The sequence below is a fragment of the Mesorhizobium sp. C120A genome (assembly GCF_030323105.1).
Lineage (GTDB): Bacteria > Pseudomonadota > Alphaproteobacteria > Rhizobiales > Rhizobiaceae > Mesorhizobium.
In genome coordinates this window covers 1,477,864-1,498,849 of record NZ_CP100476.1, presented here as the reverse complement: position 1 = coordinate 1,498,849, position 20,986 = coordinate 1,477,864, and the positions used below count along the sequence as shown (strand labels likewise).

Annotated in this window: 17 protein-coding genes, 1 tRNA gene and 1 pseudogene; 12 read left to right on the top strand and 7 right to left on the bottom strand. The window is 64.3% G+C overall.

What is annotated here, in order from left to right; translation table 11 throughout:
- Positions 1–9 precede the first annotated feature (9 nt).
- Positions 10–1,251, bottom strand: a complete 1,242-nt coding sequence (gene argJ / locus NL532_RS07405) for a bifunctional glutamate N-acetyltransferase/amino-acid acetyltransferase ArgJ (RefSeq protein ID WP_023672988.1) — start codon at positions 1,249–1,251, stop codon at positions 10–12.
- 115 nt (positions 1,252–1,366) lie between these two features.
- Between argJ and NL532_RS07400 the strand changes: the two genes are divergently transcribed.
- Positions 1,367–2,650, top strand: coding sequence for a caspase family protein (locus NL532_RS07400; RefSeq protein ID WP_245270177.1), 1,284 nt, complete (start codon positions 1,367–1,369; stop codon positions 2,648–2,650).
- A 130-nt stretch (positions 2,651–2,780) separates the two neighbouring features.
- Positions 2,781–3,368, top strand: a complete 588-nt coding sequence (locus NL532_RS07395) for a TetR/AcrR family transcriptional regulator (RefSeq protein ID WP_023694003.1) — start codon at positions 2,781–2,783, stop codon at positions 3,366–3,368.
- Positions 3,369–3,414: 46 nt separating this feature from the next.
- On the opposite strand, the gene NL532_RS07390 is transcribed toward NL532_RS07395, so the two are convergent.
- Entirely contained in the window at positions 3,415–4,335 is a 921-nt protein-coding gene (locus tag NL532_RS07390; RefSeq protein WP_023804562.1) for a peptidylprolyl isomerase, read from the bottom strand.
- Between the two features lie 243 nt (positions 4,336–4,578).
- On the opposite strand from NL532_RS07390, the gene secA reads away from it, so the two are divergent.
- Complete coding sequence (gene secA / locus NL532_RS07385) at positions 4,579–7,311, top strand: preprotein translocase subunit SecA (protein WP_023672992.1); 2,733 nt, start codon at positions 4,579–4,581, stop codon at positions 7,309–7,311.
- A 225-nt stretch (positions 7,312–7,536) separates the two neighbouring features.
- Here secA and NL532_RS07380 read toward each other — a convergent pair whose 3' ends face one another.
- Positions 7,537–10,125, bottom strand: coding sequence for a helix-turn-helix transcriptional regulator (locus NL532_RS07380; protein WP_031202756.1), 2,589 nt, complete (start codon positions 10,123–10,125; stop codon positions 7,537–7,539).
- A 244-nt stretch (positions 10,126–10,369) separates the two neighbouring features.
- On the opposite strand from NL532_RS07380, the gene NL532_RS07375 reads away from it, so the two are divergent.
- From NL532_RS07375 to NL532_RS07350, 6 genes and pseudogenes are all read left to right on the top strand, one after another.
- Positions 10,370–10,642 (top strand): DUF4242 domain-containing protein, encoded by a 273-nt coding sequence (locus NL532_RS07375; RefSeq protein WP_023828420.1) that lies wholly within the window; start codon positions 10,370–10,372, stop codon positions 10,640–10,642.
- Between the two features lie 435 nt (positions 10,643–11,077).
- Positions 11,078–11,578 carry a hypothetical protein gene (locus NL532_RS07370; protein ID WP_023828419.1) on the top strand — a complete coding sequence of 167 codons (501 nt, stop codon included), beginning with the start codon at positions 11,078–11,080 and terminating at the stop codon, positions 11,576–11,578.
- A gap of 264 nt (positions 11,579–11,842) precedes the next feature.
- Positions 11,843–13,246 carry a lipopolysaccharide biosynthesis protein gene (locus NL532_RS07365; RefSeq protein ID WP_023828418.1) on the top strand — a complete coding sequence of 468 codons (1,404 nt, stop codon included), beginning with the start codon at positions 11,843–11,845 and terminating at the stop codon, positions 13,244–13,246.
- Positions 13,246–14,525, top strand: a pseudogene (locus tag NL532_RS07360) (GNAT family N-acetyltransferase). The gene NL532_RS07365 and the pseudogene NL532_RS07360 overlap by 1 nt, the downstream one beginning before the upstream one ends.
- Positions 14,526–14,600: 75 nt before the next feature.
- Positions 14,601–15,752, top strand: a complete 1,152-nt coding sequence (locus tag NL532_RS07355; RefSeq protein ID WP_023828417.1) for a YncE family protein — start codon at positions 14,601–14,603, stop codon at positions 15,750–15,752.
- Positions 15,753–15,891: 139 nt separating this feature from the next.
- The gene (locus tag NL532_RS07350) at positions 15,892–16,467 is read left to right on the top strand and encodes a cation efflux transmembrane domain-containing protein (protein WP_023673757.1); all 576 of its coding nucleotides are present in this window, start codon (positions 15,892–15,894) and stop codon (positions 16,465–16,467) included.
- Positions 16,468–16,655: 188 nt separating this feature from the next.
- Here NL532_RS07350 and NL532_RS07345 read toward each other — a convergent pair.
- Positions 16,656–16,740 (bottom strand) — tRNA-Leu (locus tag NL532_RS07345).
- A 206-nt stretch (positions 16,741–16,946) separates the two neighbouring features.
- Between NL532_RS07345 and NL532_RS07340 the strand changes: the two genes are divergently transcribed.
- Both NL532_RS07340 and NL532_RS07335 read left to right on the top strand, forming a co-directional pair.
- Positions 16,947–17,531 (top strand): YqaA family protein, encoded by a 585-nt coding sequence (locus NL532_RS07340; RefSeq protein ID WP_023673756.1) that lies wholly within the window; start codon positions 16,947–16,949, stop codon positions 17,529–17,531.
- A gap of 62 nt (positions 17,532–17,593) precedes the next feature.
- On the top strand, positions 17,594–18,112 hold the full coding sequence (locus NL532_RS07335) for a disulfide bond formation protein B (protein ID WP_023686688.1): 519 nt from the start codon (positions 17,594–17,596) through the stop codon (positions 18,110–18,112).
- A gap of 283 nt (positions 18,113–18,395) precedes the next feature.
- Here NL532_RS07335 and NL532_RS07330 read toward each other — a convergent pair whose 3' ends face one another.
- Both NL532_RS07330 and NL532_RS07325 read right to left on the bottom strand, forming a co-directional pair.
- On the bottom strand, positions 18,396–18,953 hold the full coding sequence (locus NL532_RS07330; protein ID WP_023828416.1) for an HNH endonuclease: 558 nt from the start codon (positions 18,951–18,953) through the stop codon (positions 18,396–18,398).
- A gap of 128 nt (positions 18,954–19,081) precedes the next feature.
- Positions 19,082–19,723 carry a DNA-3-methyladenine glycosylase family protein gene (locus tag NL532_RS07325; RefSeq protein WP_023685318.1) on the bottom strand — a complete coding sequence of 214 codons (642 nt, stop codon included), beginning with the start codon at positions 19,721–19,723 and terminating at the stop codon, positions 19,082–19,084.
- 74 nt (positions 19,724–19,797) lie between these two features.
- On the opposite strand from NL532_RS07325, the gene gluQRS reads away from it, so the two are divergent.
- On the top strand, positions 19,798–20,673 hold the full coding sequence (gluQRS, locus tag NL532_RS07320; RefSeq protein ID WP_023828415.1) for a tRNA glutamyl-Q(34) synthetase GluQRS: 876 nt from the start codon (positions 19,798–19,800) through the stop codon (positions 20,671–20,673).
- Here the strand turns inward: gluQRS and NL532_RS07315 are convergent, their stop codons facing one another.
- Positions 20,674–20,961: a hypothetical protein gene (locus tag NL532_RS07315; RefSeq protein WP_023701414.1), complete on the bottom strand. Its 288-nt coding sequence runs from the start codon at positions 20,959–20,961 to the stop codon at positions 20,674–20,676.
- Between the last annotated feature and the right edge of the window lie 25 nt (positions 20,962–20,986).

The window sequence follows — 20,986 nt, the reverse complement described above, 5'->3', positions numbered from 1 at the left end:
CCAACTCCATCAGCTCCGGTAATCGCCATTGATGGCGACATATTCCTTGGTGAGGTCGCAGGTCCACACCGTCGCCTTGCCGCGGCCGATACCGATATCGGCGCGGATGCGAATGTCGTCGCGCTTCATATAGGCCGAGGTCGCTTCCTCGGAGTAGCCCGGGTCGCGTTCGCCCTCATGCGCCAGACGGTTGTCGCCGAACCAGATCGACAGCCGGTCGCGATCGGCCGGCTCGCCGGCCTTGCCGACGGCCATGACGACGCGGCCCCAATTGGCGTCCTCGCCGGCAACCGCCGTCTTGACCAGCGGCGAATTGGCGATGGACAGCGCGATGCGCTTGGCCGAGCGCGCCGATTTGGCGCCGGTAACGGTGACTTCGACCTGCTTGCGGGCGCCCTCGCCGTCGCGCACCACTTGCAGCGCCAGCGATTTGAGCACCTTGCCCAGCGCCCGGCGGAACGCGCCGAGACGCGCATCCTTGGGATCGCTGATGGCGGGCGCGCCGCGCTTGGCAGCGGCTCCGGTGGCGAACAACAGCAGCGTGTCGCTGGTCGAGGTGTCGCTGTCGACGGTGACGGCGTTGAAGGTCTTGGCCGTGCCGCGCGACAACAAGTCCTGCAGCACGGGGGCGGCGATCGGCGCATCGGTGGCGATGAAGGACAGCATAGTCGCCATATCGGGCGCGATCATGCCGGCGCCCTTGGAGATGCCATTGATGATGACGTCGGTGTCGCCGAGCTTGACCGTCGCTGTCGCCACTTTCGGATAGGTGTCGGTGGTCATGATGGCCTTTGCGGCCTCGGTCCACAGATCCGGCTTGCCGTCCTTGACCAGTCCGGCGAGCAAATGGCTGAATTTGGTGGTGTCGAGCGGCTCGCCGATTACCCCGGTAGAAGCGAGGAACACTTCGCCTGGCGTGCAGCCTGCGGCCTTGGCCGCGGCCTCGCCGGTCAGTTGGGTGGAGGCGCGGCCCTTCTTGCCGGTGAAGGCGTTGGCGTTGCCGGAATTGACGACCAGCACCCGCGCCTTGCCGGCGCCAAGGTTCTCGCGGCAGAAGTCGACCGGCGCCGAGGGGCATTTCGACTTCGTGAACACGCCGGCAACCGCTGTGCCGGCATCGAAGACCATGGCCAAGAGGTCGGTACGGTTCTTGTACTTGATCCCGGCCTCTGCGGTGGCGATGCGCACGCCCTCAATGGCAGGCATTTTGGGATATTTCTTCGGCGCGAGCGGCGAAATCGTTGCGGACATTGGAGACCTCGGGCGAGGGAAAAACGCTGGGCGAAGGCCGGTTTGCCCGATAGCACGGCCCGGCGCAAGGGCGTTTTCTTGGCCGCCGCTGTCGGCAAGCCACCAGGGATTAAGCTTGCATTTCAAATCCGTTGGCGTCACCGGGGCCTCTGGCGTTATGATATCGGCCATGGGCAGGCTGGTGATCTTGGCGGTGGCGTTTATGGGGCTTTTGCTCCTGAGCGCCGATGCGCAGCCGGAACGGCGCGTGGCGCTGGTCATCGGCAATGGCACCTATGCCGAAGCCGGCACGCTCACCAATCCGGTCAACGATGCGCTCGATATTGCCGGCAAGCTGCGCTCGATCGGCTTCGAAGTCATCGAGGGCAACGATCTCGGCAAGCGCGAACTCGAGCGCAAGATCGGCGAATTTTCCGATGCGCTGGAAGGTGCGGGCGTCGGGCTTTTCTATTACGCCGGCCACGGCCTGCAGGTGGAAGGGCGCAACTACATCGTGCCGGTCGACGCCCGGCTCGACATGCCGGTCAAGCTGCAGCTCGAAGCCGTGCCGATCGACGAAGTCCTCGACATCATGGAGCAGCAGACCAAGGTCAGCCTGGTCTTTCTCGATGCCTGCCGCAACAATCCCTTTGCCCGCAGCCTGAGCCGCACCGCCACCACGCGCTCGGCAACGGCGCTTGCCGGTCTGGCGCAGTTCGATTCGACGCGCGGCTCCTTCATCGCCTTCTCGACGGCGCCAGGCGCTGTCGCCATGGACGGCACCGGACGCAATTCGCCGTTCGCCGCCGCCCTGCTGCGGCACATGGCCGAGCCCGGCCAGAGCATCAACGACATGATGATCGCGGTGCGCCGCGACGTGGTCTCCGAAACCCGCGAGGGACAGCGCCCATGGGAACAGGGTTCGCTGCTCGAACGGTTTGAGTTTGTGCCCAGCGGCGAAACGGTCGCACAGCCGAAGCCCGCCGTCCCCCCGGCGCCCGAAACAAAGGTTGCGGCACTCGAACGGTCTGTAGGCGACGACAAGACCGCAATCGAGAAATTCCTGCGCGACGACTATCTTGCGCCCGATGCCGCGGCGATCGGCGAGACCGTCAAGCGGCTCTATGCGCCTTCCGCCACCATCTTCGGCACGCGCTATGACAGCGACGCCGTCGTCAAGCTCAAGACGGACTGGTTCGCGCAATTTGCATCCTGGTCGTTCAGTCTCGAGCCCGGCAGCCTCGAGGTGACGCCGCAGGGCGAGAACCGCGCCGAAGCCGTGTTCGCGATGAGCTACGACTATATGTCGAAAGACAAATCGGCGGCGCGCATGACCGGCAAGGCACGAGTCACGCTTGGGCTGGTGAAGAGCGACGGCCAGTGGCGTATCGCCTCGGAAACCTCGCAAGCGATGAACTGAAATCCCCGCGAAGCGAATGTGAGACCTGCTTCTACAAGCGCTGGAAACGGGCCGTTTCGTTTGCCTGCCAGCTCACCTATATTGCCGGCGAGATTGTTGGCGAGGGCAGACATTGTTGGCGAGGACAGACATGGGCGAGGATCCGGCCCGCAGATCGATCGGGGCGCGGCGCAACCCAGACAGCGCCGAGGCCATTCTCGAGGCCGCGGAGGCGGTGCTGGTCGAGGCCGGCTATGCCGGCTTCTCCATAGAGGCCGTGGCGCGGCGGGCGCGCGCCGGCAAACCCACGATCTATCGCTGGTGGCCGAGCAAGGCGGCCCTGCTGCTGGAGGTTTACAAGCGGCAAAAGCGTGTCGACGTCCCCGATACCGGCAGTCTCGAAGACGACCTCGTCGGTTTTCTGAGGAACCTCTTCGCGCATTGGCGCGACACATCCTCGGGCAGCGTATTCCGCTCGCTGATCGCCGAGGCCCAGTCCGACGAAGCGGCGGCCGCGGCCCTGACTGGCTATGCCGATGGGCGCGTGTCCCACACCGCTCGGATCATCGAGCGCGCCAAGGCGCGCGGCGAGGTTGCGGCCGATATCGACGCAGCGCTGGTCGCCGACCTCATCGCTTCCTATGCCTGGAAACACCTTTTGACCAACCGGCTGGACGAAGATGAGGCGACAATCCGTGCCACTGTCCGCTATGTGATGTCCGGCATCTCCCGCAATTGAAAAGGGCGCCGAACGGCGCCCTTTGCATGTTTTTTCGGTGCCGGCCTTACTTGCCGGCTTCCATCGTGTCGACGGCCTTCTTCAGATTGGCGTCGGGGATTTCAACCTTTGCGGCGCCGCGCAGCTGCTTGACCAGTGCGAAATACTTGTCGCGGATCACCGCCTGCTTGGCCTGGTCCTTGACGTCGTCGAAGGCCGGCGGCTGTTTGGTGCGCTTGTCCTCGAGCTTGATGACATGCCAGCCGAATTGCGTTTGCACCGGCTCCTTGGTGTATTTGCCGATTTCGAGCGCAACTGCCGCCTTGTCGAATTCCGGCACCATCTGCCCCGGGCCGAACCAGCCGAGATCGCCGCCATTGGTCTTGCCCGAGGGATCGCTGGTATGCTCGTTGGCGAGCTTCTGGAAGTCGGCGCCGCCATCGAGCTGCTTGATGATCGCCTCGGCCTCTTCCTTCGTCTTCACGAGGATGTGACGGGCATGAATCTCATTGACCGGCGGCGTGCTGGCGATTTCCTGGTCGTAGCGGGCGCGCACCTCGGCATCGGTAACCTTGTCGACGACGCCCTTCTCGACCATCTCGCCATGCAGCGCGCGCTGCTGCAGGAACGCCATGCGGCGCTGGAATTCGGGATCCTTGTCGAGCCCGGTAGCGACCGCCTGGGCGGCCATGACGCGGATTTCGATGGCCGCCGAAAGGGCCGCGGCGCGGCGCTGCTCGGGTGGCAACTGCGAGAACTGCTGCGACAGCTCGCCCTCGGCAAGCCCAAGGTCCGCCTCGGTCAGCTTCTGGCCATTGACTGTAGCGATAACGGTGTTCGGATCGACGGGGGCTGCCGCCGGCGCTGCTGCGGCATCGGCCGGGGCGGGAGCGGCTTCCTGGGCCATCAGCGGAGACAGCGACAGGGCCGACAGGCCGAAAGCCAGGCCAAGGCTGGCGAGCGACGCACGGCGAAACAGTAGGGACATCAAGATTAACTCCAAGGGGGATTGGTAGGGCTTGCAGATCAGCCGGATTGTGGCGGAATTTGGCGCTGCCCATAGGGCTAACGCGGCGTTGACATCAGTTGAGCCCCCTCTTATCTGTCCAACGACTTTGCGTCCAGAACCGTTTTCCGGGCGCTTTTTGTGTTTGTCCGCGTTTCACGCGGAATTGATGGGGCCGGCCGGCGCTCATCTCAAAATTGAGAATTCTATCGAAAGGACCATCGGATGGTCAGTCTCGGCGGTCTCGCCCGTAAGGTTTTCGGTTCCTCCAACGATCGTCGCGTAAAATCGACCCGGCCGCGTGTCGAGGCGATCAACGCCATGGAAAACGAGATGCGGGCGCTGTCCGACGCCGAGCTTCAGGCCCGCACGGAAAAATTCCGCCAGGATATCGCCAACGGCGCCACGCTCGATGACCTGCTGGTCCCGGCCTTCGCCACCGTCCGCGAGGCATCCCGCCGCGTGCTCGGCATGCGCCCGTTCGACGTGCAGCTGATCGGCGGCATGGTGCTGCACAATGGCGGCATCGCCGAAATGCGTACCGGCGAGGGCAAGACCCTGGTCGCCACCCTGCCCGTTTATCTCAACGCGCTTGCCGGCAAGGGCGTCCATGTCGTCACCGTCAACGACTACCTTGCCACCCGCGACTCCGAATGGATGGGCCGCGTCTACAAATTCCTCGGCCTCTCGGTCGGCGTCATCGTCCATGGCCTGTCCGACGAGGAACGCCGCGTCGCCTACGCGTCCGATGTTACCTATGCCACCAACAACGAGCTCGGCTTCGACTATTTGCGCGACAACATGAAGTATGAGCGCGCGCAGATGGTGCAGCGCGGCCACAATTACGCGATCGTCGACGAAGTCGATTCCATCCTGGTCGACGAGGCGCGCACGCCGCTGATCATTTCCGGTCCGCTTGAGGACCGTTCGGAAATGTACAACACCATCGATGCCTTCATGCTGCAGCTCGGCCCAGCCGACTACGAGATCGACGAGAAGCAGAAGACCTCGATCTTCACCGAGGAAGGCACCGAGAAGCTGGAAAACCTGCTGCGCGCGGCCGGCCTGCTCAAGGGCGAGTCGCTCTATGACGTCGAGAACGTCGCCATCGTCCACCACGTCAACAACGCGCTGAAGGCGCACCGGCTGTTCCAGAAGGACAAGGACTACATCGTCCGCAACGACGAGATCGTCATCATCGACGAATTCACCGGCCGCATGATGCCGGGCCGCCGCTATTCGGAAGGCCTGCACCAGGCGCTCGAAGCCAAGGAGCATGTGGCGATCCAGCCGGAAAACCAGACGCTGGCCTCCGTCACCTTCCAGAACTACTTCCGCCTCTACAAGAAGCTTTCCGGCATGACCGGCACGGCGCTGACCGAGGCCGAGGAGTTCGGCAACATTTACGGCCTCGAAGTCACCGAGATCCCGACCAATCTGCCGGTCATCCGCAAGGACGAGGACGACGAGGTCTACCGGACGGTCGAGGAGAAGTACAAGGCGATCGTCAAGGAGATCAAGGAAGCGCGCGCCAAGGGCCAGCCGACGCTGGTCGGCACCACCTCCATTGAAAAATCCGAGCAACTGGCCGAGCGCCTGCGCAAGGAAGGGTTCAAGGATTTCGAGGTGTTGAACGCCCGCCACCACGAGCGCGAGGCCGCCATCGTCGCCCAGGCCGGCAAACCCGGCGCCATCACCATCGCCACCAACATGGCGGGACGCGGCACCGACATCAAGCTCGGCGGCAACGCCGAGATGCGCATCGAGGACGAACTGGGCGACATGCCTGCTGGTCCCGAGCGAGAGGCGCGCGAAAAGGAAATCATTGCCGATGTCGAGCGCCTGAAGGAAAAGGCGCTAGCCGCCGGCGGCCTCTACGTGCTCGCCACCGAGCGTCATGAATCGCGCCGCATCGACAACCAGCTCCGCGGCCGCTCCGGCCGCCAGGGCGACCCCGGCCGTTCGAAATTCTTCCTTTCGCTGCAGGACGATCTGATGCGCATCTTCGGCTCCGAGCGCATGGACGGCATGCTGCAGAAGCTTGGCCTCAAGGAAGACGAGGCCATCATCCATCCGTGGATCAACAAGGCGCTGGAAAAGGCGCAGAAGAAGGTCGAAGCGCGCAACTTCGATATCCGCAAGAACCTGTTGAAATACGACGACGTCTCGAACGACCAGCGCAAGGTGGTGTTCGAGCAGCGCATCGAATTGATGGACGGCGAAGGCCTGTCCGAGACGATCGCCGAGATGCGCGAAGGCGTCATCGAGGAGATCGTCACCAAGAACATCCCCGAAAACGCCTATGCCGAGCAGTGGAACGTCGCCGGCCTCAAGGCCGAGGTCGCCGAATTCCTCAATCTCGACCTGCCGGTCGAGGACTGGGTCAAGGAAGAAGGCATTGCCGAGGACGACATCCGCGAGCGCCTGACCAAGGCCGCCGACGCCGCCGCCAAGGAGCGCGCCGAGCGCTTCGGCCCAGACGTGATGAGCTATGTCGAACGCTCGGTGGTGTTGCAGACGCTCGATCATCTGTGGCGCGAGCACATCGTCAACCTCGACCATCTGCGTTCGGTCGTTGGCTTCCGCGGCTACGCCCAGCGCGATCCGCTGCAGGAATACAAGAGCGAGGCGTTCGAGCTGTTCCAGGCGCTGCTCGGCAATCTGCGCCAGGCCGTCACCGCGCAATTGATGCGCGTCGAACTGGTCCGCCAGGCCGCCGAAGCACCGCCGCCCGAAGCGCCTGAAATGTTCGGCAGCCACATTGACGGCACCACGGGCGAGGACGATTTCGAGGGCGGCGAGACCGCACTTCTGGTCCGCCAGGAGAGCAACGCCATCGTCGCTCCCGAAGACCGCGATCCGAACAACCAGGCGACCTGGGGCAAGATCGGCCGCAACGAAGCCTGCCCCTGCGGCTCCGGCAAGAAATACAAGCACTGCCACGGCGCGTTTGCTTGATCATTAGGTCGGCGGGACAGCACCCCCCTCTGGCTTGCCGGCCATCTCCCCTCAAGGGGCCTCAAGGGGGGAGATCAGCAGCTTCGGCGCCGTAACTTCTTTCAATTTCGACAATTGGCGAAAGCCACAGTGACAGCCAATCTCCCCCCTTGAGGGGCAGATGTCCGGCAGGACAGAGGGGGGTGCGAAGGATCGCGACCTCTCGGTCCAACCCTCGTCAAAACCTCACAACAACCCCGAATCGCGCGCGGTCGCTGTCGCCTCGCCGCGCGACACCGCATCCAGCTTGCCCAGCACCGCCGAGACATGGTGATCGACCGTCTTTGGCGAAATCGTCAATTGCTCGGCGATCCGCTTGTTGGAGAGGCCGCGTTCGATCAGCTGCAGCACCTGCATCTGGCGCAAGGTGAGGCCGGCGAGGTTGGCGCGCGTCGAGCGGCGCGGGCCGCGGGCGATGCCGCCAACGCCGTTCTTGCGCATGATATCGCGCAGGCGCTGGGCTGCCGGCCTTGCCCCCAGGCCGTCGAAAATATCCAGTGCCAGCCGCTGCCCCTCGTCGTCGCCGAGGATGAGCGCCAGTCCGCGCTCGTATGGCGCATTCAATTCGGCCCAGAGTGCCGAAGCCGAACGCCAGTCGCCGGTTAGAAGCAGCCGGTATGGTGTCGCCATGTCGGCGGTGTCGCCGGCCGGCATATCGGGAGAGAGCAATGTTCGCCACAGCGCCAGCTCCCCGACATGGGCACGCGAGCGCACCGGCGTTTCGGCGCGGGTGATCAGCGCCAGCGCCTCTTGCCTGTCGGCCAGGCCCAGCCATGCCTGCTCCGCTATCAAGGCCGCATAGGAGCTCAGCATCTGCAGGTCGCCGCCGCTTCCGACCAGGCGCGCCATTTCGGCGAACAGCGGCTCGGCCGAGGGATCGCCGCGCCTCAGGCGCAGTTTCGCCAATGCCAGCAGCGCCGGAAACCGGCCCACGGTGGTTGTCCGCTCATTGTCGATGACATCGCTTGCCGTCGCGGCGGCCTCATCCCATTGGCCCTGGCGCAGCTGCACATCGGCCAGCATGCCCCTGAGATAGTCGCGCCAGGTGCCGAGGTCGTTTTCGGTGCAATAGTGGATCCCGCTCTCCAGCACCGGACGCGCCGCGTCGTAGCTCATCTGGGTGATCTCGAAACAGGCGCGGTTGGTGAAGGCGCGCGCGGCATGTTCCTGGAAATTGCCTTGGAGCGCAATTTCAAGGCTTTGGTCGAGGCGCAGGCGTCCGGCATCCGGATTGAGCCACTGCTCGACGCAGCCGACATTGTTGAGGGCATGCGACGCGATGTCGGGACGGTTCATGCGCGCAGCCAGCGCCGCTGCCTTCTCGCCATAGAACAGCGTGTCTTCCACCCTCTCCGACAGCATCGCCAGATGCGAAAGGTTCGAATAGGCCATGGCGAGTTCGGGACCGGCGGGAGCCGCTTCCAGCATAGCCACAGCCTCGGCGCCGAAGGCGGCCGCCGCCTCGCGGTCATCGCCCATTTCGCTCAGCCGGGACAGCCATCTCAGGCTGTCGCCCTCCTTCAGCCTGTTGCCGTCTGCCTGATGCAACCGGCGCGCCTGTCCCTGCGCTGCAAGCGCGTCATCGATCTTGCCGATGAGATGGCACTCGAAGGCATGACTTTCGTAGAGCGCGGCGCGCTCGATCACCGGCAGGCTGTCGGCCTGCTGCAGGGCGATCTCGTAATAGCCGGCGGCATCGCGATGGGCGCCGACGCGCGACGCCTCGCGCGCGGCGATTGGCGCAAGTTCGCGCACCGCCGCCAGATTATGCGCCTCGACCGCATGATGCACCAGGCGGCCTGTGGAGACGTCGCCATTTTCGAGCAGTGCCGCCAGCGCACGCTGGTTGAATTGCCGCCTGTGCGACGTCGTCAGCATCATTTCGATGGCGCGCCGCGCGATGTCGTGCCGGAAGGCGTAGCCGTCGCCCAGATCGTCGAGCAGGCCGTTGGCGACACACTCGGCCAGCTGGCCGGCGCTGGCGACGCCGCACAGGCCCTGCAGGGCCCAGGCGTCGGCCCGGCGCGGGAACACCGACACCGCGTCGAGCATGGCCCGGGCGCCAACCGACAGCCGCTCGGCCCTTGCCAGCACGGCGTCGCGCACGCTCGCCGGCAGCGCCATTTCGTTTTCGGCCGACAGCAATTCGGTGACGAAGAAGGCATTGCCTGCGGTCGCCCGGTAGATGGCGTCGCCATCGCGTCCGGCCGCATCGGCGAGCGACAGCACGGCCGCCTGGCTGAGCAGCGGCACGTCGATGCGCGCCACGCTGCCGGCTGGGATTTCGCCCAGGGCGCGGCGCACCCGCATCTGTCCCTCGCTGCGGTCGGTGCGCGCCGTGAGCAACAGCAGGATGTGGGTGTTGGCGATACGCCGGCCGAGGAAGCGCACGAAATCGAGCGTCGCATCATCGGCCCAGTGCAGGTCTTCGATGATCAGCAGGCACGGCCCCTTGGCCGCAAAGGCGTCGAGCGCATCGGAAAACAGCGGCAGTCTCTGCCCATGCCGGGCGTCGATTGCGCGCGGCAGCGCCCATTGCGCCTCACGGGCCAGATCGTAAAGCGGCCCCAGCGGATCGGGGATCGACAGATCCTCGCAAGCGCTGCGCAACGTCGCCGCGCTCTCTCCGACACGGGCCGCGAATGCCTCGACAAGCGCCGTCTTGCCGGCACCGGCCTCCCCGGCCAACACGGCGACGCGGCCATGGCCGCCTATTGCATCGCCAAGCAGGCTCTCCAACTGCTGCAGCTGCGTCTGCCGTTCCAGAAGCATCATTATCATCGTCTCATACGATCGGAGTTTTCCCACCATGGCGGGCCGCTCACGATTAGCCCGTGAAGAAAGCGACGCAATGTGACTTTGCACACATTGCCGTGCCTCTTTCCACAAAGAACGACGCCAATATAGGGAATCGTCCCGCCAAATATGGGGAATCGTTCCGATGCGCGGGCCGGGCCGGCGTGGTCAACGTCCAGCAGCGCTCCGATCGAGCGTGAACCAATGGAAAAGGAAACCTTCCATGCCTCGCTATCTGATTGAACGCACATTTCCGGACGGCCTCAACATACCGATGACCGACATCGGCGCCACTGCGGTCGGCGGCGTCGTCATGCGCAATGCCGAAAAGGGCGTCACCTGGATCCAGTCCTTCGTCACGCCCGACAAGAAGCACAGCTTCTGCATCTACGAAGCGCCGACGCCCGAAGCTATCCGCAGCACCGCTCAGAAAAACTCGCTGCCGGTCGACAAGATCACGGAGGTGCGGGTTCTTGACCCTTACTTTTACCTCTGATCCTGCGTCCGGTCGCCACGACGATGAGCATCAAACGGTCCTTCGCGGCCATGGCGAACTGCCTGATGGCCTGCCGCTCGGCGGAATCGGGCCTGTCCTGGGAAAGACCGGCCGGCCAACCTCCGTGCTCGGCCGTCTATGGCGGTTCGCGTCCAAGCTGCCTGCGTATCTGTCTGAAAGGCGGCGCTTGCCCCCGGAAGGCGGCTATCTGAGGCGCGACATCGGGCTATCGGAGCGGGACGTCCCGCAGGAATATTGGCAATATCACTTTTGGGATCGTTGATTTTGCACGGTTTTTAATGGCTGCGGCCAAAGCCCGGCAACGGAAGCCGCATCGCATGAACCGGGACGGACAAACCAAATCCTAAACCAACGCCGCAGGCGTTTCGGCATCGGCCGCCGCCGCCTCGAGCGTCAACAAACGAACGGAAGACCATGACCATAATTCTTTGGACGACACGCTTCGCGGCCTTCGCCGCCATCTCGATCGCGGCGGGTGCGGCGCAGGCACACGACGCCAACCCGCTGGCCGAAAAGGTGCGCGCCGCCAACAGCCGCTTCGAAAATGTGGCAACCGCCACTGCCGAAGGCTATGCCGCCATCCCTTGCGCCAGCGGCATCACCGGCGGCGCCATGGGCATCCACTATGTCAACGGCGCCTATCTCAAGGACGATGCCGTCGATGTCGCCAAGCCCGAAGCGGTGATGTACGAGCCGACGGCCGACGGCAGCCTGAAGCTGATAGCGGTCGAATACATCACCTCGAAGGGCCCGGCCTCGCTCGAAGGCCAGCTGTTCAACTTCAACAGCGCCCCCAATCGCTACGGCCTCGGCCCGTTCTACGAACTGCACGTCTGGGCATGGAAACAGAACCCGACGGGCGCCTTCGCCGACATGAACCCGAACGTGTCGTGCGACGCCATGAAGGGGATGTAACGCCTCACATGTGACACCTCGGGCGCCGGACATCCGGTGCCTGGCCATCCCCCTTGGCGGGGGAGGGGCGAGCGAAACGCCGACCGGCTCCCCAGTCTTCCCCGGCGTTCGCTCGCCTTCTATTATGCCCCGGCATACGATGACGCACCTTGCACACGCGGCCGTCCTTGGCCCCTCGGCGCACCCGCACCTGCCCACCCTTTCTTAAGGTGTTTCGGATACATCGAAAGCTTGAAAAGAGGCGGAAAACGGAGAGACATCGGGGTGCGCTTTTCCGCGGCGACGACGGCCGGGCGGTTCTTGCCGCAGCGCTTGGCGCTGCGCATGGGGCCTCTGCTTGGCCGCATCGATGCGGTGCTGTTCACCGCCGACGAACGCGGCGAAGCCGGTCGCATGTCGCTGATCGCCTTTGCCATCCGCATCGTCAGCGCCGTCATCGCCTTCATCAGCCAGGTGCTGATGGCGCGCTGGATGGGCTCGTTCGAATACGGCATCTTCGTCCTCGTCTGGGTGACGATGGTCATCGTCGGCAACCTCGCCTGCCTCGGCTTCCACACCTCGGTCATCCGCTTCATCCCCGAATACCGCGAACGCAACATGATGGCCGAGCTGCGCGGCATCGTGGTCGCCAGCCGCCTGTTCGTGCTGATTGCCTCAACCGCGATCGCCGGGCTTGGCGCACTGGGCGTCTGGCTGTGCGCGAACTGGATCGAGAGCTACTATGTCATGCCCTTCATCCTCGGCCTGTTCTGCCTGCCGATGATCGCCATGGGCGATCTGCTGCAAGGCCAGTCACGCGCCAATTCCTGGGCGTTGTTTGCGTTGTCGCCGACCTATCTGGTGCGGCCGGTGCTGATCCTGGCGCTGATGGCGCTGATGCTGGCAGTGGGCTATGCGCCCGACGCCAGGACAGCGATCTTCGCTTCGATCGCCGCCACCTACGCCACCACGCTCGGCCAGCTCATCGGCGTGACCACACGCATGGGCAGGAATATCCCGGCCGGGCCGATGAAGGTGCATTTCGCCGAGTGGTTCATCGTCTCGCTGCCGATCTTCCTGGTCGAGAGCTTCTTCTTCCTGCTCACCAACGCCGACGTGCTGATGGTCGGCGCCTATCTCCAGCCCAATGACGTCGCCGTCTATTTCGCCACCGTCAAGACGCTGGCGCTGGTGCATTTCGTCTATTTCTCCGTCAAGGCCGGCGTTGCCCAGCGCTTTGCGCAGTTCACCCACGGCGAGCCGGAAAAGCTCGCCGCCTTCGCCCGCGAGACCGTGTCGTGGACCTTCTGGCCGTCGCTGCTGATGGCGCTGCTGGTGCTGGCGCTCGGCGAACCGATGCTGGTGCTGTTCGGCCCCGAATTCACCGCCGGCTATCCGCTGCTGTTCCTGCTGGTGTTCGGCGTCGTGGCGCGCGCCGCCGTCGGCCCTTGCGAAAGCCTTCTGACGATGAGCGGCAACCAGAACATCTGCGCCGCCGTCTATGCCATGACGCTGGCCTTCAACATCGGCCTCAACGTGGTGCTGATCCCGCTCTTTGGCCTGTGGGGGGCGGCGATCGCCACCAGCCTCGCCATGGTCTTCGAGGCCAGCGCCCTGTCCTTCACCGTCTGGCGCAAGCTCGGCATCGTCATGCTGATCTTCGTGCCCGCTGCCGGGGGAGCCGCCTGATGGCCGCCATCCCGCTGATCGAGGAAACCAGCGGCGGTCCGGCCGGCGCCATGGTGTCGGGCCTTGCCGGCCTGGCGCGCGACGCCGATCCGGCGCATCTCGAGATCCTCGCCAACAACCGGCCGCTGCGCAAGCTGGCGATCTATCCGGCTTCGGCCGGCTTCGAACTGGTCGAGGAACTCGACTATCTGTGCACCCGCACGATCGAGCCCAACGTCTTCTTCAACCCGCGCTTTCTGGCGCCGGCCATGCCCCGGCTGGAAGATCGCGAGGTCAAGCTGGCCGTGATCCGCGACGGCGACGAATACCGCAACCGGCTGCGCCTGCTGGTGCCGTTCTCGGTCGAACGGCCGGCGGTGCCGCTCGGCGTTCCGGTGATGCGCACCTGGTCGAGCCCGTTCGGCCCGATCGGCACGCCGCTGGTCGACCATGACGACCCGATCGGCGTCGTCGAGGATTTCTTCGGCATGCTGTCGCGGCCGCATCTCAAGTTGCCGAAGGTCTTCGTGCTGCCCGACATGCGCCTCGACGGCCCGTTGGCCAGCGTGCTGGCCACCGTTGCCGAGACGCGCGGCCTGACAATGGTCACCACCGGCAAGGCGGACCGGCCGGTGCTCGAAAGCACCCTCGACGGCGAGGCCTATTTGAAAGCATCGCTGCGCGCGCACCACTACCGCGAATTCCGCCGCCTGAAACGGCGCCTGGAGGATCTCGGCAGGTTGGAGCATGTCGTGGCGCGAGGACCGGACGAAATCCGCCACGCCATCGAAAGTTTCCTGACGCTGGAGGCGGCCGGCTGGAAGGGCCGCGAGCGCACCGCCATGGCCATCGACCGCTACCGCGCCGCCTTTGCCCGCGAAGCCGTGCACCGGCTGGCCGAGCACGACATGTGCCGCATCCATTCGCTGACGCTGGACGGCCGCACGATCGCCTGCCTGGTCGTCTTCGTCGAGGCCGGCGTCGCCTACACCTGGAAGACCGCCTATGACGAGACCATGGCGACCTATTCGCCGGGCACGCTGCTGATGATCGAGGTGACCAGGCAGCATCTCGACGACCCCAACATCATGATGACCGATTCCTGCGCCGTGCCCGACCACCCGGTGATGAGCCGGCTGTGGAGCGAGCGCAAGCCGATGGGCTCGCTGGTGATCGGGCTGACGCCGGATGCCGATCGGCTGACCCGCCAGGCCGCCTCGCAGTTGCATCTCTACCGCGAGACCCGCAACATGGCCGCCTGCTGCGCAACCGCGTGAAGAGTTTGCTGGGACGGCGATAGCCACTGGATCAACGGCAAGACACCAGCTATGGGTCGCGCGGCAATTTCGGCCGGCCTTCACGACAAGCCATCCTGATGATCAGAACCTTTTTGCGTCACGCCGGTCCCCGTGCGGCCTTTTCGCTGCTTGCACTGCTGCCTGTCCGCGCCCGGGCCGATAGCTGCCCCGAGGATTGCAGCGAGCCCGCGCCGTCCATCAACATCTACAGCCACACCGCCGCCAGCCATCTCAGCCCGGCCACGCTGGGTGCACTGCCGCGCGTCTATGTGCCGAACCGCTCCTCCAACAGCGTCACGGTGATCGACACCATGACACTCAAGGAAGTCGACAGGTTCCCGGTCGGCAGCAAACCGCAGCACGTCGTGCCGTCCTGGGACCTGAAGACGCTCTGGGTCGCCAACAATGGCACCGGCAAGAACGGCAGCCTGACGCCGATCGACCCGATGACCGGCAAGCCCGGCCCGCAGATCGCCGTGGACGATCCCTACAATTTGTATTTCATGCCGGGCGCGGCCATCGTCGTCGACGAAGCCCTGGAGCGGCTCGATTTCCGCGATCCTCACACCATGGCGCTAATGTCGAGCCTGCCGACGCCCACTTGCCCCGGCATCAACCACGCCGAATTCTCGGTCGACGGGGCCTACGCGATTTTCACCTGCGAATACGGCAATGGCGGACTGGCCAAGATCGACCTGAAGAACCAGAAGGTGCTTGGCCATCTCGACTTTTCGAAAATGGGCATGCCGCAGGACATCCGCCTCTCACCCGACGGCAAGGTTTTTTACGTCGCCGACATGATGAATGACGGCGTGTTCCTCGTCGATGGCGACAGTTTCAAGGAAATCGGCTTCATCCCGACCGGCATCGGCGCCCATGGCTTCGTCGTCAGCCGCGACGGCAAGCGGCTCTATGTCTCGAACCGGGGCTCGCACAAGATGGAGCAGGGTCAGGCAAAGGGACCGGGCAGCGTGACGGTGATCGACTTCGCTACCCGCGCGGTCGTCACGCAATGGCCGATCCCCGGCGGCGGCAGCCCCGACATGGGCAACGTCAGCGCCGACGGCAAACAACTATGGCTGTCCGGCCGCTTCGACAGTGCCGCCTACATGATCGACACGACATCAGGCGCGGTGACCAAGTTTCGGGTTGGCTCAGAGCCGCACGGCCTGACGGTGTGGCCACAGCCGGGGCGGTATTCGCAAGGGCATACGGGGAATATGCGCTAAGTCCGTGTTCGAGGCGCGGCTCGAACGCAAAAGGTCGCAAGGGCAACCGCCCATCGGCCGGGACCCGGAACGAGCAGGGGCTTTCCTTGGAAACCGCGAAGCTGTAGCTCCACACACTGGTTTCGGATACTGCCAGAAGATGAACCTTCGCCGCATCGTCCTCATCGTCGCGCTTCTCAATCTTGCCTATTTCGGGATCGAGTTCGCTGTGGCGCTCGCCATTGGATCAGTGTCCCTGTTCGCCGACAGCATCGACTTTCTTGAAGATGCTTCCGTGAACCTCCTTATCCTGCTCGCACTTGGGTGGTCTGTGCGCTCCCGTGCGCGGGTGGGGATGGCATTGGCGCTCATCCTTCTCATGCCGGGTCTGGCAACGCTCTGGACGGCTTGGGAGAAGTTCAACGTGCCGGTGCCGCCGCAGCCCATCGCCTTGACCTTGGCGGGACTTGGCGCTCTCGCCGTCAACCTGTCCTGTGCCTACATGCTGGCCGCGCACCGGCATCGTGGCGGCAGCCTCACAAAGGCGGCCTTCCTGTCGGCCCGCAACGACGCCTTGGCCAACATCGCCATTATTGCCGCAGGGTTGGTCACGGCCTTGCTCTGGCATTCCGCGTGGCCCGATTTGGCGGTGGGATTGGGGATCGCGGTCATGAACGCCGACGCGGCCCGCGAAGTGTGGGAAGCTGCCCGTGAAGAACACCGTGCGGCGGCCTGAGAGCACGTAGAGCGGGGCTACCGGCCGCCGCTGACTGGCGCTATCACTGTCATCCTCAGCAGCCGCGGTTGGCTCTGTGTTCGAGGCACTGTTCGAACCCGGAGGGTTCGCAAGGGCGGCCGCCCGTCGGCCGGTCAGGCCGCCCCATCGGAGCCCATGAGCGAAGCGAACTGGCGTGAGATCAAAAATGGTGCCCCTAGCCGGAATCGAACCAGCACTCCTTGCGGAACTCGATTTTGAGTCGAGCGCGTCTACCAATTCCGCCATAGGGGCTCAGGCCCAAAGGCCTGGATGGGCGCGGACTATACGGTTGGAGGCCTGTTCGTCAACTGGCCAAATGCGCCGCCGTGCCCTGCTTGCGGCAAAAGCCCGCCTTTCTGTTTCGTGAAGCTCCTGCCATTGTGCGGCGCGGAAAATCTTTCTAGACAGACGCGCATCAAAGCGCGTTGCGTCTGGGCAACCTGCATCCAGGAGAGCCGATGCTTCGCGGACTTTACGACTGGACCTTGTCGCTGGCCGCCCGCAAATCCGCCGAATGGTGGCTGGCCTTCATCGCCTTCGTCGAAAGCTCGGTGTTTTTCATACCTGCCGACGTCTTGTACCTGCCCATGGCGTTGGCGCGGCCCGAACGCGCCTATCGCTATGCGCTGACCGCTACTGTCGCGTCGGTGCTGGGCGGCATTGCCGGCTGGCTGATCGGTTACTATGCCTACGACACGATAGCACGGCCGATGCTGGAGCACTTTGGCGGCCTTGACGCGTTCGAGAGGTGGCAGTCGGCCGGCACCGGGCTGATGCTGGTGCTGCTTGTCACATCGGGTGCCGCCCACTTGCCGCCGATCAAGGTGGTCACCATTCTGGCAGGCGCCCTCCACGTCAATCTTTTCGTCTTCATCGTCTCCGCCATCCTGGCGCGTGGCGCTCGTTTCCTGCTTCTTGCCTGGCTGCTGCGCCGCTATGGCGAAGAGATCAAGGAATTCATCGAGAAGCGTTTGGGATTGATCGTCGGCGCCGGCGCCGCTGCCCTGATTTTGCTCTATATCGTCGTCAAATACGCCTTCTGACCGCCCAAGGCGGGCGGTGGGTCAGGACTATGCCGGCGGACGGCGAATTCAACGGACGAAACATGACAGCCACGATGACAGCCGATACCGGACGCCAGCGGACGCGCACCGCTTTGTTTCTCGCCGTGGCCATGGCCGCCACGGTCGGCTCCGCGCTCGCCTTCCAGCACATAGGCGGCTACATCCCCTGCCATCTGTGCCTGGAGCAGCGCACGCCCTATTATATCGGCGCCCCGCTGATGCTGCTGGCGGTGATCGCCTCGATGTTCAGCGCACCCGCATGGCTGACGCGCGGCCTGCTTGCCGTCGGCGGCCTGCTGATGCTCTACGGGCTCTATCTCGGCGTCTATCATTCGGGCGTCGAATGGGCCTGGTGGCAGGGCCCGGCCGATTGCACGGCCGGCGCCGGCCCGGTCGACACCGGCGGCAAGGGCGTGCTCGACGCGCTCGACAAATTCGTGCCGCCATCCTGCGACAAGGCAGCCCTTCGTATCCTCGGCCTGTCGCTGGCCGGCTGGAACGCCATAGCCAGCTTCATCCTCGCCGCCGTCGCCTTCCGCGGCGCGCTGGCGCGCGACTGATCTAGCGACGCGAGAAACAGAACTCGCACCGCCCATTCTGCGGCTGGGCTTGAACGGTTGCGCCGCCCCTCATTGCCCTGCCGGGCATTTCTCCCCGTATAGCGACTGGGAGAAAGACACTTTCATCCATGCTTTCGCCAATTTTCAACGTTGCAGAACGAGCGCCGAGGTTGCAGCCAATTCCCTTTTCCCCGTCACTATAGGGGGAGAAGGTGGCGGCAGCCGGATGAGGGGCAGCACCTGACATCGGCGATTGCCCTGGCAAGGCCGATCGCGCCAATCCCTACGGCTCCAACTCCACATCCCAGTAGAGATAATCCATCCAGCTTTCATGCAGATGGTTGGGCGGGAACAGCCGGCCATTGTTGTGCAGGTCGTGCACGGTCGGCTGGTATGGCTTCTGCAGCGGCCACATCTTGGCGTGCGCCGGCATCATGCCGCCCTTCCTCAGATTGCAGGGTGAACAGGCGGCCACGACATTCTCCCACGTCGTGGCCCCGCCGCGATGGCGCGGGATGACGTGGTCGAAGGTCAGATCCTCGGGCGTGCCGCAATACTGGCACTGGAAGCGGTCGCGCAGGAACACGTTGAAGCGGGTGAATGCCGGCTGCCTCGACGGCTTCACATAGGCCTTCAGGCTGACGACGCTGGGCAGCTTCATCGAAAAGGTCGGCGAAGACACCGCATGCTCGTATTCGGCGACGATGTTGACCCGGTCGAGGAACACCGCCTTGATGGCGTCCTGCCAGGACCAGAGCGACAAGGGGTAATAGCTGAGCGGACGGTAATCCGCATTCAGCACCAGCGCAGGAAGCCCATCCGGAGATACGGCAACCGTCACCTTGTTGACCTCCTCGTTCTAGAACCGATCGGCGCGGATACTGTAAGCCCGACATGACAGGGATGTGAAGCGGATTGTCATCAGCCAAAAGCGGCAAAAATGCAGGATTTTCATGCTTTTTTACGGTTTCAGGCCGGAGGTGCTGCGTCCCGGCCCCTGGTTTCGCGATAATAGGACCAGAAAAGCCGCGATGCGACGCCTCGCCACGGGCTCCATGATTCGGCCAGGGCGATCAGCGTTTTCTCCGGCGGACGCGGCTCTATGCCGAGCGCGTGGCCAACCGCGCTCTGCAGCGCGACGTCGCGCGCGGGGAAAATATCGGGGTGGCCGGCGGCAAACAGGAGATAGACTTCCGCCGTCCACGGGCCGATGCCCGGCACCGCGATCATAGCCGCGATCGCCTCTTCGGCGTCGAGCGAACAGAGGTGATGCAGGTCGAGCCCCTCAACCACGGCCTGCGCAACCGCGATCAGACCGCGCTGCTTCGGCCGCGACAGCCCAGCCTCACGAAACATGTCCTCGCCGGCGGCAAGGATCGCCTGCGGCGTTAGCGGATCGACCAGTTTCACCAGCCGGCCGAAAATGGCATCGGCGCTCGCACGGGATACTTGTTGCGAAACGATAATGGAGGCCAGGCTTCGAAAGCCGGGCTCCGACAGCCGCAGCGGCACCTCGCCGGCCATGCCGCGCACCTTTTCCAGGCGCGGATCGATTGCGCAAAGCGCATCCAGCCCGCGCGCAATATCGTCCAGTGTCGCGATGCGTTGCATGTTTTCTTGTTCCTGAACCGACCTCACGGTAGCAATTGGCAAAACCGCTGCACAACCCGATTGCCGCTTGTGAGATGACGCTCCTGACATTCCGCTTCGCGCCGAGCCCGAATGGCGAACTGCATCTCGGCCATGCCTATTCGGCACTGCTCAACCAGCAACTGGCGCGTGCGGCCGGCGGCCGCCTGCTGCTGCGCATCGAGGACATCGACACGATCCGCTGCACGCCTGAATTCGAGGCCGGCATCTTTCGCGACCTCGAATGGTTAGGTCTCGAATGGGAACAGCCGGTGCGGCGCCAGGCCGAGCATTTCACCGACTATCAGGCCGTGCTCGACCGGCTGGTCCGCGAAGAACTCGTCTACCCTGCCTTCATGAGCCGTGGCGAGATCAGGGCCTTCATCGCCAACAGCGAAAAGCGCGGCCGCGACTGGCCGCGCGACCCGGACGGCGTGCCGCTTTATCCCGGCGCCGACAAGGCGCTGCCGATCAGCGAACGCAACCGCCGCATCGCCGAAAATGCGCCCTTCGCCTGGCGCCTCGACGTTAAGGCGGCGCTGGCGCGCGTCGGCACGGATTTGTCCTGGCGCGAATTCACCAACGAGACGCTTTCGGCGACGCAGCGCGTCGAGGCGCGTCCGCAGGACTGGGGCGACGTCATTCTGGCGCGCCGCGACATACCGACCAGCTATCACCTGGCCGTCGTCGTCGACGACGCCCTGCAAGGTGTGAGCCATGTCGTGCGTGGCCGCGACCTCTATTCCGCGACTGGCATCCAGCGCCTGCTGCAGGAATTGCTCGGCCTCGGCCAGCCGCAGTATTTCCACCACCGTCTCATACTCGGACCGGATGGGCGCAAACTGTCGAAGAGTTTTGCTGATACCGGCCTTGCCGCGCTGAGGCAGGCAGGCATGTCGCCGGACGATGTCAGGCGGCTGGTCGGGCTATGACTAAAGCCGGGCCAGCCCCGCCTTGAGCAGCGCCAACGCGCCGATAAACGCGAAGGCGCCGCCCAGTCCCCAGGCAACCGCGAGCTTCAGATCTCTCAGGACGATGCCATGTTCGTTCGCGGCCATGACCGCGACGAAAAAGCCGAGCGTGAACAGCAATGTGTTGCCGGTCGACCCAAAACCGTCCTCCTGCATGATGGCGTCGAGCGCTGAACCGAAGAAGAAGCCAAACACGGCCACACTGGCCACCGTCATCAAAAGCCAGCTTGTGTCGAGATGCAACAGCATGCGCGCTCCCTGTCGAAGCCAAAAC